Raw genomic sequence first — 15170 nt, forward strand, 5'->3', positions numbered from 1 at the left:
CGCCCGTACCGGCGCCGGCGGCAGCGGGCCGCGGCGGGCGCTCGTAGCGCACGCCGGAGGCGCCGGCGGCCGCGCCGGGGAGGTCGATGGAGCGGGCCTGCTCGCGGTCCACCGCCGTGTGGATGGACTCCGCGGCCCCCGACGGGTCGGGCACCCCCTGGTCGAGGAAGAGTGCGGGCAGGCCGCCGCCGTAGCCCTGGCCGACCGCGCGGACCTTCCAGGCGGTCTGGCGGCGGTACAGCTCGACGGCTAGCAGGGCGGTCTCCGCGCCGAGCCCGGTGATCGTGAAGCCGGCTATCGCGGTGCCGTCCGGAGCGGTGACGGCGAGCCGGGGGGCAGGGGCGGCGCCGAAGTCGGCGGGTGCCCCCGGGCGGGCCGCGGCGCCGGGCAGCGCGAGCAGCACGTGCACCCGGTGCACGGCCGGCGGCATCGCGCCCAGGTCCACCGCGAGCCGGTGGTCCGCGGCGGCCTGCCGCGGCACTTCGACCCCCGCGAGCTGCGGCACACCGGGGTGCGCGAGCCACTCGCCGTCGCCGACGACCCGGCCCGCCTCGTCGCCCAGCGTGACCGCGGCCACCACCGGTGTGCCCGCCGACACCCGGATCTCCAGCCGGTTGCCCGGCAGCGGATGGTTCTGCCCACGGACCAGTTCGGCCGTCATCTCCGCCGCCCCCGTCTTCTTCCTGTGTGTGGTGAACTGCTACGGCCCTGCGGCCGGACCCGCCGTCAGAGGGCGGGGAGGATGGCCGGGATCAGGTCCTGGAACGTCCGGCCGTTGGCCGGGGTGCCGATCGCCGTCATCGACCAGCCGGCCGCACCGCGCTGCACCTTGGCCATGATCTGCGCGGTGTAGGAGCCGCCGCCGGTGAGCGTGTAGCGGGCCAGCTCCTGGCCGTTGGTCTCGTCCACCAGCCGGCAGAACGCGTTCTCCACCTCGGCGAAGGTCTGGCCGGTGAAGGAGTTGACGGTGAAGATGATCTGGTCGACGTGCACCGGGACCCGGGACAGGTCGACGATGATCGACTCGTCGTCGCCGCCCTGGCCGACGCCGCCGACCAGGTTGTCGCCGGTGTGCCGGACGGAGCCGTCGTCGCTGGTGAGGTGGCGGAAGAACACCACGTCCACCGGCTGCTTGTCGGCGAAGAGCACCGCGGAGGCGTCCAGGTCGATCTCCCTGGTGCGGCTGCCGAACAGGCCGCGACGCGGCGCCGCCTTCCAGCCGAGCCCCATCCTGACCGCCGTCAACGAGCCTCCGTCGGCCTTGCTCAGGCTGATCTTCTGGCCCTTGGTCATGTTGACCGTCACGCGCTTGCCCCTCTCACCCGTCACCTGATGTGTGCGGTTGTTGCCCCGCACCCTAACAAGACGCGGACCGACCGTATCCCGGTTCGTCCGGTGCCGATTTCCGCCGGAGTCACGCCATTCCCGCATCCCTCATCTGGCGCAACTCCTTCTTCAGGTCCCCCAGTTCGTCCCGGATTCTGGCGGCCACCTCGAACTGCAGCTCCGCCGCCGCCGAGTGCATCTGGTCGGTCAGCTGGCCGATGAGGTCGGCCAGTTCCTCGGCGGGCAGCGCGCCGCCCGTGCGCTTGCCGGCCTTCGCCGACAGGCCGGGCACCGGGGCCTTGCCACGCGAGCGCTGCCGCCCGGAGCCGAGCAGCTCCTCGGTGTCGGCGTCCTCGCGCGCGAAGGAGTCCAGGATGCCGGCGATCTTCTTGCGCAGCGGCTGCGGGTCGACTCCGCGCTCGGTGTTGTACGCGATCTGCTTCTCGCGGCGGCGGTTGGTCTCCTCGATCGCCCGCTCCATGCCGGGGGTGATCCGGTCGGCGTACATGTGGACCTGGCCGGACACGTTACGGGCCGCGCGGCCGATGGTCTGGATCAGCGAGGTGCCGGACCGCAGGAAGCCCTCCTTGTCGGCGTCCAGGATCGCCACCAGCGACACCTCGGGCAGGTCGAGGCCCTCACGCAGCAGGTTGATGCCGACCAGCACGTCGTACTCGCCGGCCCGCAGCTCCTGCAGCAGCTCCACCCGGCGCAGGGTGTCGATGTCGCTGTGCAGGTAGCGGACCTGGATGCCCAGCTCCAGCAGGTAGTCGGTCAGGTCCTCGGCCATCTTCTTGGTCAGCGTGGTGACCAGGACGCGCTCGTCCTTCTCGGTGCGCAGCCTGATCTCGTGCACCAGGTCATCGATCTGGCCCTCGGTGGGCTTGACCACCACCTCGGGGTCGATCAGGCCGGTCGGGCGGATGATCTGCTCGACCACGCCGTCGCCGCGGGACAGCTCGTACGGCCCGGGCGTCGCCGACAGGTAGACGCTCTGGCCGACCCTGGTCAGGAACTCCTCCCACTTCAGCGGCCGGTTGTCCAGTGCGGACGGCAGCCGGAAGCCGTGGTCGACCAGGGTGCGCTTGCGGGACGCGTCGCCCTCGTACATCGCGCCGATCTGCGGCACGGTGACATGCGACTCGTCGATGACCAGCAGGAAGTCCTCGGGGAAGTAGTCGATGAGGGTGTCGGGCGCGCTGCCCTGCTCGCGACCGTCGATGTGCCGCGAGTAGTTCTCGATGCCGGAGCAGCTGCCGATCTGCCGCATCATCTCGATGTCGTACGTGGTGCGCATCCGCAGCCGCTGGGCCTCCAGCAGCTTGCCCTGCTTCTCCATCAGCGCGAGCTGGCCCTCCAGCTCCTTCTCGATCCCGGCGATGGCCCGTTCCATCCGCTCGGGACCTGCCACGTAGTGGGTGGCGGGGAAGACGTAGATCTGCTCGTCCTCGGTGATGACCTCGCCGGTCAGCGGGTGCAGCGTGTACAGCGCCTCGATCTCGTCGCCGAACATCTCGATCCGGACGGCCAGCTGCTCGTACACCGGGAAGATCTCCACGGTGTCGCCGCGCACCCGGAAGGTGCCGCGGGTGAACGCCATGTCGTTGCGCGTGTACTGGATGTCGACGAAGCGGCGCAGCAGCTGGTCGCGGTCGATGACGTCGCCGACCTTGAGCCGCACCATCCGGTCGATGTACTCCTGCGGGGTGCCCAGGCCGTAGATGCAGGACACCGAGGCGACCACGACGACGTCGCGCCTGGTCAGCAGGGAATTGGTGGCGGAGTGCCGGAGCCGCTCCACCTCCTCGTTGATCGAGGAGTCCTTCTCGATGTAGGTGTCCGTCTGCGGGACGTACGCCTCGGGCTGGTAGTAGTCGTAGTACGAGACGAAGTACTCGACCGCGTTGTTGGGCAGCAGCTCGCGGAACTCGTTGGCCAGCTGTGCCGCGAGGGTCTTGTTGGGCGCCATCACCAGGGTGGGGCGCTGCAGCCGCTCGATCATCCACGCCGTCGTGGCGGACTTGCCGGTGCCGGTCGCGCCGAGCAGCACCACGTCCTGCTCGCCCGCGCGGATGCGCCGCTCCAGGTCGTCGATGGCCGCGGGCTGGTCGCCACTGGGCTGGAAGGGACTGACGACCTCGAAGGGCGCCACGGTGCGTTCGATGTCTGATACGGGCCGCATGCCACCACGGTACGACCACCCACCGACAATCGGCCGGGGCCGCCGCGGTGCGGGACCCCGGCCCGCGGGTCAGCCGCCGCCGGGGAAGACCGCGATGCGGTCCCACAGGCCGTGCGGCCCGGTGTCGAGGGCGGTCCGCAGCGCCGCGGCGACCTGCCCGGGGCGGCGGGTGAGCGCGTCCTGCGGGACGCCGATCACCCGAAGGCCCAGCCTGGCCAGCCGCTCGTGGCGGCCCCCGGCGGGCGGCCGGCCGGCGCCGGCCGCTGCCAGGGCGACGCCGTCCCGCGGCCAGTACGCGTCGGGCGATCCGAGGAAGGCCCCGTCCAGCCGCAGCACGGGGCGCCACAGCGGGGTGCGGACGCCGCAGCCGCGCACCAGCGCCCGCAGCTGGTCGGGGACCGGCCCCCGGGACCCGGCACGCAGCTCGCGCAGGGTCTCCGCGACGCCCGCCTTCCCGGCCAGGCCCTCGGCCCGCAGCTCCTCGGCCAGCACTTCGAGGCCCACGCCGCGCTCGGCGACCACCTCGGTGAGCACCGAGCGCACCCACAGCGGATCGCAGGAGGCCCGCACGGCGTCCACCGCGGCCCGCGCCACCGGCACCACGGGCAGGCCCTCGGCCGACTGCGCCCGGGGCAGCGCGGGCACGGTGTGCACCCGCACCCAGGTGTGGGTGCGGACCCCGCGGTCACGGGGCACCAGAACGTCCACGACCGCGCTGCCCGCCGCGTTCGTGAAGGGGGCCGCGGACAGGCCGTGCAGGGCGAGCGCGGCGGCGCCGGTGAGCAGCGCGCCGCCCGCGGGGTGCCGCGGCTCGCCGGGACCGGCCTGCGGGTGGCCCGCGTAGGCCAGGGCGGCCCTGCACCGCTGCTCCGCGGTCAGCCCGCCGGTCCCCAGCACGATCACCCGGGGCAGCACGCGCTGCCAGCGCCCGCCGGGGCGGCACAGGTTGCGCACCGCGTTGGCCGGTACGCCGATCACGGCGAGCTGGCCGGTGGTGACGACCTGGTGCTGCTCCCGGGCGAGGCGGCCCAGGGCGTCGGCGTATACGGTTCTGGTCATGGCCGCACCTTCCCCGCTGGTGAGCCGCCGGCTACCTGCTGTGACGGACTTGGTACGGCTTCCCGACGGTATGGGGACAGAGCCGCCGCGCGGCCCCCGGCCCGCGCTCCCCCACGGTGTCCGACGCGCTGTCAGACCCTGCGCCTAGGCTTGCCGGCATGACCAGTGCTGCCTGGACCCGCTACGACGCGCCCATCGGACCGCTGCTGCTCGCGGCCACCGACGAGGGCCTGGTCCTCGTCGTCTTCAGGGCCGACGAGGTCACCGCCGCGCGGGCCGTGGAGGCGGTGGGCCGCCGGCTGGGGTGCACACCGGTGGAGGACGCGGCGCGGCTGGCACCGGTGACCGCCCAGCTCGACGAGTACTTCGCGGGCAGCCGCAAGGACTTCGACCTGCCGCTCGACTGGTCGCTGATCACCGGCTTCCAGCGGCGGGTGCTGCGCGAACTGGCCGAGGGCGTGCCGTACGGCACGGTCGTCGGCTACCAGGACCTGGCCGACCGGGTCGGCGAGCCGGACGCGGCCCGGGCGGTGGGCGGGGCGATGGGGGCCAACCCGCTGCCGGTGGTGGTGCCCTGCCACCGGGTGATCGAGAGCGGCGGCGGCATAGGTGGCTTCGGCGGCGGCCTGGAGATCAAGCGGCATCTGCTAGCGCTCGAAGGAGTGCTGCCCGCACCGCTGTTCTGACGTCCGCGCCGGCGGGACCCCGGAGCCGTACGGCCGCGGGGCCCGGCGGGCCGCGGTGGGCTACTCCTCCGAGGTCCGCGGGTCGGGGATCTGCAACGGGGAGGCGGTTCCCGGCAGTTCGCCGCGCCCGGCCTGCTCGACCTCGGCCGGCTCGTCCGCCGCCGCCACCTCGGGTTCCGCGGCCGGCTTCCCGCCGGCCTCGGGTCCGCCCGGCGCCGCGGAGCCCTGGGCGGCGCGGTCGAAGAAGCGCAGCAGCTCCACGGGGAAGGGCAGCACCAGCGTCGAGTTCTTCTCCGCGGCGACCTCCACCACCGTCTGCAGCATGCGCAGTTGCAGCGCCGCCGGGTTGGCGTCCATCGTCCTGGCCGCCTCGGAGAGCTTGTGCGACGCCTGGAGTTCACCGTCGGCGGTGATGATCCTGGCCCGCCGCTCGCGGTCCGCCTCGGCCTGCCGCGCCATGGAGCGCTTCATCGACTCCGGCAGCGCCACATCCTTGATCTCGACCCGGTCGATGTGCACGCCCCAGCCGGTGGCGGGGGTGGACAGCATCAGCTCAAGGCCCTCGTGCAACTTCTCCCGCCCCGACAGCAGGTCGTCGAGATCGCTCTTGCCGATGATCGACCGCAGCGAGGTCTGGGCGACCTGGAGCATCGCGAACTGGTAGTTCTGCACGTCCACGGTCGCCCGGACCGGGTCGACGACCCGGAAGTAGAGCACCGCGTCCACCCGGACGGACACGTTGTCCCGGGTGATGCCCTCCTGCGAGGGCACCGGCATGGTGACCACCTGCATGTTGACCTTGGTCATCCGGTCCACGAAGGGCACCAGGATCCGCGGCCCGGGATTCTTGGGCAAGGAGGTCACCCGGCCGAAGCGGTAGACGACACCGCGCTCGTACTGCTTGACGACCCGGACACTGCTCATCAGCCCTATCAGGCCGATCACCGCTGCCACGACCAGCAGCACCACGACGGCTTCCATGTCCCCCGCTCCCCTCGGTCAAGGGTGTGAAGATAACGGCAGCGCCCGCCGGCCGTACCGGCAGGGGCGCTTTCTTGACAGGAGCTTGACGAGCCGTCGGCGGTTCCCTGCCCGCCGCACCGGCGGCAGTCCGGCGACCTACGCCTCGAAGCGTGCCGCGGCGAGGTAGTCGGGGCGCGGGTCGAGAGCCGCGGCCAGCCGGAAGTGCCGCTGCGCCTCGTCGGCCCGGTCGGCGCGCTGCAGCGTGCGGCCGAGCGCGAAGTGGGCGAACGCGTTGTCCGGCTCGCGCTCCAGTACGATCTGGAACTCCAGCTCGGCGGGACGCAGTTGCGCGGCGAGGAAGAAGGCGCGGGCGCGCAGCAGCCGGGCCGCGGTGTTCTCCGGGTGGGCGGCGACGACCCGGTCGAGCAGCTTGACCGCGCCGCGCGGGTCGCGCGCGGCGAGCAGCTGCTCGGCGGCGCGGAAGTCGATCACATCGGTCTCTGGGGTGCGCTCGGGCAAGTCCGCCTCCCTGACATCGGGCACGGCGACGAATGATCGTCTGGACAGACATACCCAACGCAGCGGTCGGCAACCGCATTCCCCGGGTGCCGCCCGCCCAGGGCCGCCACGACTGCTCCGGTCAGGCGGACCCTCCGGGCCCGTCCGCACGCTCCCGCAGCCGCTCCCACACCGCCCGAACCTGCCCTTCCAGCGCGTCGAGCGGGCCGTCGTTGTCGATGACCAGGTCGGCGACCGCCAGCCGTTCGGCCCTGCTCGCCTGGGCGGCCATCCGGGAGCGGGCCTCGTCCTCGGTCATGCCGCGCAGCCGCACCAGCCGGTCGAGCTGGGTCGCGGGGTCGGCGTCCACCACGACGACCAAGTCGTAGGCGGGGGCCAGGCCGTTCTCGGTGAGCAGCGGCACATCGTGCAGCACGATGTCCTCGGGTCCCGCGGCCTTCTGGAGTTCGGCGGAGCGGGCGCCGACCAGGGGGTGGACGATCGCATTGAGCGCCTTGCGGCGGTCCTCGTCGGCGAAGACGATCGCGCCGAGCTTCGGCCGGTCGAGCGAGCCGTCGGGGGCCAGCACCCCGGTGCCGAACTCGGCGACCACCGCGGCCAGCCCCTCCGTGCCGGGCTCCACGACCTCGCGGGCGATCCGGTCGGCGTCGACCAGGATCGCCCCGTACGAGGTCAGCAGTCGCGCCACCTCGCTCTTGCCGGCCCCGATTCCGCCGGTCAGGCCAACTGTCAGCATGCCGGCCAGCCTAATCGACGGCCGGCAGCCGTCCGGCGGGGCGCCGGTCAGCGCCCGCCGTCGTCCTCACGGTCGGCGAGGAAGCGCTCGAACTCCGCGGCGAGGTCGTCGGCGGAGGGCAGGTCGACGGGCTCGGCGATCAGGCTCTCGCGCGACTGGGACCCGGCGACCGCGTCGTACTGGCTCTCCAGGCCGCGCACCACCGACACCAGCTCGCCGTCGCCCTCGGCGACCTGCCGGTCGATCTCGACCCGCACGGTGTGCGCCTCGTTGCGCAGGGCGTGGGCGATCTCGGGCAGCACCAGGCCGGTTGCGGCCGTGATCGCCTCCAGGACGGCCAGGGCGGCGTCCGGATACGGGGAGCGGGCCAGGTAGTGCGGCACGTGGGCGGCGACACCGAGCACGTCGCGGCCGGCCTCCGCGAGCCGCAGCTCGACCAGCGCCGAGGCGCTGCCGGGCACCTGGGCCTCGTCGAACCAGGCGCGGTGACCCGGCATCAGGTCGACCCGGTTGCCGTGCGGGGTCAGCCCGACCGGGCGGGTGTGCGGCACGCCCATCGGGATGCCGTGGAAGTTGATGGCGAGCCGGACGCCGAGGCGCTCGATGACCTGGAGCACGGCGGTGGCGAAGCGCTCCCACTCCACGTCCGGCTCGGAGCCGGTGAGCAGCAGGAACGGGGTGCCGGTCGTGTCACGCACCAGATAGAGGTCGATCTCCGGTGCTTCGTAGGAAGTCCAGTGGTCGCGTTCGAAGGTCATCAGCGGGCGGCGGGCGCGGTAGTCCACCAGCCGGTCGGCGTCGAAACGGGCGATGAGCTGGTTGTCGAGCCGGTCGAGCAGCTGCTCGCTGATCTGCTGGCCGGTCTCACCGGCGTCCATGAACCCCTCGAAGTAGTACAGCAGCACGGGTCCTGCGTCCCCGACCGCTTCGTCCACGGCCTCGGCCCCGCCCGGCACGTACTCGTACAGCCCTTGCGGATCCAGCACGATGATCGTCCTCCTCGTTCTCTGTCACCACAACGAACAACCGCGGCCCGCCATTCCCACCTCCGCCCGGCGGGTCCGTACCACGCAACGCGGCCCCGCCCCCCGAAAGTGGGGGACGGGGCCGCGACGGCTGCGGTCTGCGGTCAGCTCTGGCCGCCGGCCAGCTTCTCGCGCAGGGCCGCCAGTGCCTCGTCGGAGGCCAGGGCGCCGGAGGTGTCGTCGGACTCCGAGGAGTACGAACCGCCGCCGCCACCACCCGAGCCGCCGGCTGCCGGAGCCGCGGTGCCGGCCTCGGCCGCCGCCTGCTCGTCGGCCTCGCGGGACTTGATGACCTGGGCCTGGTGCTGCTCGAAGCGGGTCTGGGCCGTGGCGTACTGGCCCTCCCACTCCTCGCGCTGCTTGTCGTAGCCCTCGAGCCAGTCGTTGGTCTCGGGGTCGAAGCCCTCGGGGTAGATGTAGTTCCCCTGGTCGTCGTACGACGCGGCCATGCCGTAGAGCGTCGGGTCGAACTCGACCGAGGCCGGGTCGGCACCGAAGGACTCGTTGGCCTGCTTGAGGGACAGCGAGATCCGGCGACGCTCCAGGTCGATGTCGATGACCTTGACGAAGATCTCGTCGTTGACCTGGACGACCTGCTCCGGGATCTCCACGTGGCGCTCGGCCAGCTCGGAGATGTGGACCAGGCCCTCGATGCCCTCGTCGACGCGCACGAACGCACCGAACGGAACGAGCTTGGTGACCTTGCCGGGCACGACCTGCCCGATCTGGTGCGTCCTGGCGAACTGCTGCCACGGGTCTTCCTGGGTCGCCTTCAGCGACAGGGAGACGCGCTCGCGGTCCATGTCGACGTCCAGGACCTCGACCGTGACCTCCTGGCCGACCTCGACGACCTCGGAGGGGTGGTCGATGTGCTTCCAGGACAGCTCCGAGACGTGCACCAGACCGTCGACACCGCCGAGGTCCACGAACGCACCGAAGTTGACGATGGAGGAGACGACGCCGGAGCGCACCTGGCCCTTCTGCAGGGTGGTGAGGAAGGTCTGGCGGACCTCGCTCTGGGTCTGCTCCAGCCAGGCACGGCGGGACAGGACCACGTTGTTGCGGTTCTTGTCCAGCTCGATGATCTTGGCCTCGAGCTCCTTGCCCACGTAGGGCTGCAGGTCGCGCACGCGGCGCATCTCGACCAGCGACGCGGGCAGGAAGCCGCGCAGGCCGATGTCGAGGATGAGACCGCCCTTGACGACCTCGATGACGGTACCGGTGACGATGCCGTCCTCTTCCTTGATCTTCTCGATGGTGCCCCACGCGCGCTCGTACTGCGCACGCTTCTTCGAGAGGATCAGGCGGCCTTCCTTGTCCTCCTTCTGGAGAACCAGGGCCTCGATCTCATCGCCCACGGCGACGACCTCGTTGGGGTCGACGTCGTGCTTGATGGACAGCTCGCGGGAGGGGATGACACCTTCGGTCTTGTAACCGATGTCGAGCAGGACCTCGTCCCGGTCGACCTTCACGATGACGCCGTCGACGATGTCGCCGTCGTTGAAGTACTTGATCGTCTCGTCGATCGCGGCGAGGAAGGCTTCCTCGTTGCCGATGTCGTTGACCGCCACCTGCGGGGTGGTACGAGGGGCCTCGGTGCTGCTCGTCATTAGGGAAAGGACTCCGGTACGGACAGTAAGTCGTAGGTACTGCTACGCTTCGAGCCTTTTTCAATCCTGCCCCGATACCGACGGCCTGTGGCCGTGGGGACTCGCAGCAGATTCGAGCGTGGCCTGCTCCGTCTGAGGCGCGCAGGCTCGCAGCGCAACTTGTAGCATACGGGGGCAGCCGGGCACGGTCAATGCACGAAGAGCGCACCGGGCGCGTATCGGACCAAACCGACCCAAGTCTCCAGACCGCAGGTCTTTCCAGAGAGTACGACGACTGCCGCGATGATCCAAGGACCCGAACCTGAAGCTACCCGGCGCAGCGCCGGGATCACCGAGAGCAGCCGGGCCAGCCGTGGCTGGTGGGACCGCAACGCGGACGACTACCAGATCGAGCACGGCGACTTCCTCGGCGACGACCGGTTCGTCTGGGGTCCCGAGGGGCTGGACGAGGCCGAGGCCGCGCTGCTCGGCCCCGCGGCAGGGCTCAAGGGCCGCTCGGTGCTGGAGATCGGCGCGGGCGCCGCGCAGTGCTCGCGCTGGCTGGCAGCGCAGGGCGCGCTGCCGGTGGCCCTCGACCTGTCGCGGCGCCAGCTGCAGCACGCCAGGCGCATCGACCAGGAGCCGGGCCGGCCTGCGCCGCTGCCGCTGGTGCAGGCCGACGCCGCGTTCCTGCCCTTCGCCGACGCCTCCTTCGACCTGGCCTGCTCTGCCTACGGGGCGCTGCCCTTCGTCGCCGACACCGGCAGGGTGCAGCGCGAGGTGCGCCGGGTGCTGCGGCCCGGCGGACGCTGGGTGTTCTCGGTGACCCACCCGGTGCGCTGGGCCTTCCCCGACGAGCCAGGACCCGAGGGCCTGACCGCCGCGTCCTCCTACTTCGACCGCACCCCTTACGTCGAGCAGGACGACCGCGGCCTGGCCGTCTACGTCGAGCACCACCGCACCCTGGGCGACCGCGTCCGCGAGATCGCCGCGGCGGGCCTGCGCCTGGTCGACCTGGTCGAACCGGAGTGGCCGCGGTGGAACGAGCAGGAATGGGGAGGCTGGTCCCCGCTGCGCGGCCGCCTGCTGCCGGGCACGGCGATCTTCGTGTGCGTGGCGGAATGAGGCCACCCGGCGGTGTGCACGGCGTGCCGGCCCGGGCGGTGCCGTGGCCGGGGCGGTAGGCGGCGGGACAGGGCCTGGCGGGGCTGCGGTCAGGGCCGAGGGGCTCGCGCTGCCGGTGGCCTCGGTCGTGCCCGCGCTGCTCGACGCGCTCGCCGACCGCGGCTGCGCGGTGCTCGCCGCGCCGCCCGGCACCGGGAAGACCACCCTGGTGCCGCTGCTGCTGGCCGGCGCGCAGGGCCGTCCGGGCGGCCGGGTGCTGGTCGCCGAGCCGCGGCGGATGGCCGCGCGGGCCGCGGCCCGGCGGATGGCGTGGCTGCTGGGCGGGCAGGTCGGCGGGACGGTCGGCTTCACCGTGCGCGGCGAGCGGCGGGTGTCGGCGGCCACCGCGGTGGAGGTGGTGACCACCGGTGTGCTGCTGCAGCGGCTGCAGCGCGACCCGGAACTGGCCGGCGTCGGCACCGTCGTGCTCGACGAGTGCCACGAGCGGCACCTCGACGCGGACACCGCGATGGCCTTCCTACTGGACGTGCGCGCCACCCTGCGGCCCGAGCTGCGGCTGGTCGCGGCGTCCGCGACGACCGACACGGCGGCATGGGCCGCGCTGCTCGACGCGCCGGTGGTGGAGGCCGCCGGGGTGCTGCACCCGGTGGCCGTACGGTGGGCGCCGCCGCCGCGGCAGGTCCGCCCGCCGCACGGCATGCGCGTGGACCCCGCACTGCTCGACCACGTCGCGGCGGTCGTCCGCACAGCGCTGGCCGACGGCGGCGGCGACGTGCTGTGCTTCCTGCCCGGCGTCGGCGAGATCGCCCGGGTGGCCGGAATGCTGACCGGGCTCGGCGTCGACGTCCTGCAACTGCACGGCCGCGCACCGGCCGCCGTCCAGGACGCGGCACTGGCCCCCGGGCAGCGCCGCCGGGTGCTGCTGGCGACGTCGGTCGCCGAGTCCAGCCTGACCGTGCCGGGCGTGCGGGCGGTCGTCGACAGCGGGCTCGCGCGCGAACCGCGGATGGATCACGCCAGGGGCCTCGGGGCGCTGACCACGGTCCGGGTGTCGCGGGCGGCGGCCGAGCAGCGGGCCGGCCGTGCCGGGCGCGAGGCGCCGGGCACCGTGTACCGCTGCTGGACGCAGGGCGAGCACGACCGGCTGCCCCGGCAGCCCGCACCGGAGATCGCGCTGGCCGACCTCACCGGCTTCGCCCTGCAGGCCGCGTGCTGGGGCGAGCCCGAGACCACCGGGCTCGCCCTGCTCGACCCGCCCCCGCAGGGCGCGCTGGCCGCCGCCCGTACGACGCTGCGCACGCTGGGCGCCGTCGACGCGGCAGGCCGCGCCACCCCTCGCGGGCACCGCCTCGGCCGCCTCGGCCTGCACCCCCGGCTGGCCCGCGCCCTGCTGGACGCCGCGCCCGCGCTGGGCGCCGCCCGCGCCGCCGAGGTGACCGCGCTGCTCTCGGAGGAGGTCCCCGGCTCCTACGGCACCGACCTGACCGGCGCCTGGCACACCGCCCGCCGCACCTCCGACGCCTACACCAGCCGCTGGCGCGCCGAATCCCGCCGCCTCGAATCCGCCCTCCGCACGGCGTCCCCCGAACACACCCCCGCGGACGGCCCGGCCGGGCCGTCCGCGGAACGACGTCCCGGACAGCCGCCGCTCAGCGACGACGCCGCCGCCGGGCTCGTCGTCGCGCTGGCGTTCCCCGAGCGGGTGGCGCGGCGGCGCGGGGAGGGCGGCTACCTGATGGTGTCCGGGACCGGAGCCGAGGTCGCGGGCGGCCTCGGGGAGGCCGAATGGGTCGCCGTGGCGGTGGCCGACCGCGGGGTGGGCCGCGCCGCGGCACGGGTGCGGCTCGCCGCGGTGGTCGACGAGGAGACGGCACGCGAGGCGGCGGCCTGGGCGCTGGAGCGCTACGAGGAGGTCCGCTGGGCGCAGGGCGACGTCGTGGCCAGGCGGGTGGAGCGGCTGGGCGCGGTGGAGTTGGCCGCGGCGCCGCTGCGCTCGCCCGACCCGGCCGCGGTGCTGGCCGCGCTGCTCGACGGGCTCGCAGCCGAGGGCACCGGCCTGCTGCGGTGGAGCAGGGAGGCCGACGAGCTGCGGCAGCGCATGGCGTTCGTGCACCGCGTGCTCGGCCCGCCGTGGCCCGACGTCGCGGAGGAGGCGCTGCTGGCCCGAGCCGGCGAGTGGCTGGGGTCCGAACTGGCCCGCGCCCGCCGCCGCGCCGACCTGGCGCGGATCGACGCGGGCGCCGCGCTGCCGCGGCTGCTGCCGTGGGCCACCGGCGACGCGGCCCGCTTCGCCGCGCTGGCGCCCGAGCGCATCGAGGTGCCCAGCGGCTCGCGCATCCGGGTCGACTACGGCGGCGAGCAGCCCGTACTGGCCGTGAAACTCCAGGAGTTGTTCGGCCTGGCGGACACCCCGCGGGTCGCGGGGGTGCCCGTCCTGGTCCATCTGCTGTCGCCCGCGGGGCGCCCGGCCGCGGTGACCGCGGACCTGGCGTCCTTCTGGCGCGAGGGCTACCGGGCGGTCCGCGCCGAACTGCGCGGCCGCTACCCCCGGCACCCGTGGCCGGAGGACCCGTCGACGGCGGCGCCGACCCGGCGGACCAACGCCCGCCGCGGCTGAGCCCGCCCGGTCAGGGCGACGGGGTGAGCGCCGCCTCCGTGGTCGCCGCGCCGCTGTCGGCCGGCGTGGGCGTCGCCGAGCCCGAGGGGGTCGGGGTGGCGCACGGGTCGTCGGTGGGCGTCTCCGTCGGCGTGGGCGTGGCGGATTCGCTCGGCGTCGGCGTCGGGGTCGGCGTGGGGCACCCGGGCGTCGTCGGCGGGTCCGTGGGGTCCCCGGTGGGCGGCGTCGTCGTCGGCGGGGTGGTCGGCGGCGTGGTCGGCGGCGTCGTCGGGGGCGTCGTCGGCTGGCCGGTCGACGGGGGCGGGGTGGTCGGCCTCGACGGGGTGCCCGGCCTGACCGGCGGGAGGCTCACCGACGGCTGCGGGCTGCTGCCCGGATTGGTGCCGGGCGCCGCGGGCGGCGCCGACGGCGCGCCGGTCGGCGACAGCGGGTTGCCGCTGCTGGTACCCGGGGTGCCCGGGTTGTCCGGCACCGCCTGCGCGCCGCCCCGCACGAAGTGGTCGTACCAGGCCCTGACCAGGTTCAGGTAGGCCTGCGAGTGGTTGTAGCCGAGGATCGCCCGGTCCATGTCCTGCGGCACGGCCAGGTCGCGCCCGTCGGCGCACAGGTAGTGGGCGGCGGCGAGCGCGGCGTCGTAGACGTTGTTCGGGTCGTCGACCCCGTCGCCGTTGCCGTCCACCCCCCAGTGCTCCCACGTCGAGGGGATGAACTGCATGGGGCCGACCGCCCGGTCGTGGACCGCGTCGCCGTCGTAGCGGCCCCCGTCGGTGTCGCTGATGTTCGCGAACCCGTCGCCGTTGAGCACCGGGCCGAGGATCGGGGAGTACGTGGTGCCGCCTGCGTCGACCGAGCCGTGGCGGGCCTGCCCGGACTCCACCTGCCCGATGGCGGCGAGCAGTTGCCACGGCAGGTGGCAGCCGGGGTCGGACTCGGCGACGGACGCCTCGGCGCGCTGGTACGCGGCCAGCACGGTGGCGGGCAGTCCCGCACCGCTGCCCGGCACGTTCACCGTGGAGCTGCCCGGCGTGGTCGTCGGCGAGACGAGCGGCGGGCCGGTCGGGGTGTTCAGCGGGGGCATGTCCGTGATGTACGGCGAACCGCCGTCAATCGCGGGGCCGGGCGGCGGCGTCACCACGGGCGGCGCCTCCTTGTGCCCGGCGGCGGCGTGCGCCACCGGGAGGAAACCCGGCGCCTGCGACGCGCTGAGCGCCGCCATCGCCGCCGCGGCGACCGCGGTACCCGCCGCTCCCCTGCGTAGCCTCCGGCCATAACGCCGCGCTGCCATAGAGCGGTCCCCTCCCACGTACCCGAGCGCGCCGTCTCCGGCGCCACAACTCGACCGA

13 protein-coding genes are annotated in these 15170 nt (G+C 73.7%); 3 read left to right on the top strand and 10 right to left on the bottom strand.

From position 1 onward, the window contains the following. The 4 genes from NFU81_RS21510 to NFU81_RS21525 all read right to left on the bottom strand — a co-directional run. Window positions 1–661 (bottom strand): TerD family protein (locus NFU81_RS21510; protein ID WP_251492342.1); only part of this gene is annotated, 661 nt, incomplete at its 3' end. Between the two features lie 65 nt (window positions 662–726). Continuing rightward, entirely contained in the window at window positions 727–1305 is a 579-nt protein-coding gene (locus NFU81_RS21515) for a TerD family protein (protein WP_251492344.1), read from the bottom strand. A gap of 109 nt (window positions 1306–1414) precedes the next feature. Continuing rightward, window positions 1415–3508 carry an excinuclease ABC subunit UvrB gene (gene uvrB, locus NFU81_RS21520; RefSeq protein WP_251492346.1) on the bottom strand — a complete coding sequence of 698 codons (2094 nt, stop codon included), beginning with the start codon at window positions 3506–3508 and terminating at the stop codon, window positions 1415–1417. Between the two features lie 69 nt (window positions 3509–3577). Then, complete coding sequence (locus NFU81_RS21525; protein WP_251492348.1) at window positions 3578–4567, bottom strand: hypothetical protein; 990 nt, start codon at window positions 4565–4567, stop codon at window positions 3578–3580. A gap of 158 nt (window positions 4568–4725) precedes the next feature. Here NFU81_RS21525 and NFU81_RS21530 point away from each other — a divergent pair, with 158 nt between their 5' ends. Continuing rightward, window positions 4726–5253, top strand: coding sequence for a methylated-DNA--[protein]-cysteine S-methyltransferase (locus tag NFU81_RS21530; protein WP_251492350.1), 528 nt, complete (start codon window positions 4726–4728; stop codon window positions 5251–5253). Window positions 5254–5313: 60 nt separating this feature from the next. Here the strand turns inward: NFU81_RS21530 and NFU81_RS21535 are convergent, their stop codons facing one another. From NFU81_RS21535 to rpsA, 5 genes are all read right to left on the bottom strand, one after another. Beyond that, window positions 5314–6234 carry a slipin family protein gene (locus NFU81_RS21535; protein ID WP_251492352.1) on the bottom strand — a complete coding sequence of 307 codons (921 nt, stop codon included), beginning with the start codon at window positions 6232–6234 and terminating at the stop codon, window positions 5314–5316. 138 nt (window positions 6235–6372) lie between these two features. Further along, a complete protein-coding gene (locus NFU81_RS21540) occupies window positions 6373–6735 on the bottom strand; it encodes a tetratricopeptide repeat protein (RefSeq protein ID WP_251492354.1) in 363 nt (120 codons plus the stop codon). Between the two features lie 121 nt (window positions 6736–6856). Beyond that, window positions 6857–7471 carry a dephospho-CoA kinase gene (gene coaE, locus NFU81_RS21545; protein ID WP_251492356.1) on the bottom strand — a complete coding sequence of 205 codons (615 nt, stop codon included), beginning with the start codon at window positions 7469–7471 and terminating at the stop codon, window positions 6857–6859. Between the two features lie 47 nt (window positions 7472–7518). After that, a complete protein-coding gene (locus tag NFU81_RS21550; protein ID WP_251492358.1) occupies window positions 7519–8457 on the bottom strand; it encodes a PAC2 family protein in 939 nt (312 codons plus the stop codon). Window positions 8458–8600: 143 nt separating this feature from the next. Further along, complete coding sequence (gene rpsA, locus NFU81_RS21555) at window positions 8601–10106, bottom strand: 30S ribosomal protein S1 (protein ID WP_251492359.1); 1506 nt, start codon at window positions 10104–10106, stop codon at window positions 8601–8603. Window positions 10107–10388: 282 nt separating this feature from the next. On the opposite strand from rpsA, the gene NFU81_RS21560 reads away from it, so the two are divergent. Beyond that, the gene (locus tag NFU81_RS21560) at window positions 10389–11210 is read left to right on the top strand and encodes a class I SAM-dependent methyltransferase (protein ID WP_251492361.1); all 822 of its coding nucleotides are present in this window, start codon (window positions 10389–10391) and stop codon (window positions 11208–11210) included. A 109-nt stretch (window positions 11211–11319) separates the two neighbouring features. After that, on the top strand, window positions 11320–13827 hold the full coding sequence (gene hrpB, locus NFU81_RS21565) for an ATP-dependent helicase HrpB (protein WP_422665248.1): 2508 nt from the start codon (window positions 11320–11322) through the stop codon (window positions 13825–13827). 10 nt (window positions 13828–13837) lie between these two features. Here hrpB and NFU81_RS21570 read toward each other — a convergent pair whose 3' ends face one another. Continuing rightward, window positions 13838–15112 (bottom strand): lytic transglycosylase domain-containing protein, encoded by a 1275-nt coding sequence (locus tag NFU81_RS21570; protein WP_251492365.1) that lies wholly within the window; start codon window positions 15110–15112, stop codon window positions 13838–13840. Window positions 15113–15170: the final 58 nt, after the last annotated feature.

The organism is Actinacidiphila cocklensis, assembly GCF_907177275.1.
Taxonomy (GTDB): domain Bacteria; phylum Actinomycetota; class Actinomycetes; order Streptomycetales; family Streptomycetaceae; genus Actinacidiphila; species Actinacidiphila cocklensis.

Excerpts from the sequence above, each read along its gene's own strand:
- rpsA (WP_251492359.1), bottom strand. The coding sequence starts at position 10,106 with ATGACGAGCAGCACCGAGGCCCCTCGTACCACCCCGCAGGTGGCGGTC.
- NFU81_RS21535 (WP_251492352.1), bottom strand. The coding sequence starts at position 6,234 with ATGGAAGCCGTCGTGGTGCTGCTGGTCGTGGCAGCGGTGATCGGCCTG.
- NFU81_RS21525 (WP_251492348.1), bottom strand. The coding sequence starts at position 4,567 with ATGACCAGAACCGTATACGCCGACGCCCTGGGCCGCCTCGCCCGGGAG.
- NFU81_RS21530 (WP_251492350.1), top strand. The coding sequence starts at position 4,726 with ATGACCAGTGCTGCCTGGACCCGCTACGACGCGCCCATCGGACCGCTG.
- NFU81_RS21570 (WP_251492365.1), bottom strand. The coding sequence starts at position 15,112 with ATGGCAGCGCGGCGTTATGGCCGGAGGCTACGCAGGGGAGCGGCGGGT.
- uvrB (WP_251492346.1), bottom strand. The coding sequence starts at position 3,508 with ATGCGGCCCGTATCAGACATCGAACGCACCGTGGCGCCCTTCGAGGTC.
- NFU81_RS21560 (WP_251492361.1), top strand. The coding sequence starts at position 10,389 with ATGATCCAAGGACCCGAACCTGAAGCTACCCGGCGCAGCGCCGGGATC.
- coaE (WP_251492356.1), bottom strand. The coding sequence starts at position 7,471 with ATGCTGACAGTTGGCCTGACCGGCGGAATCGGGGCCGGCAAGAGCGAG.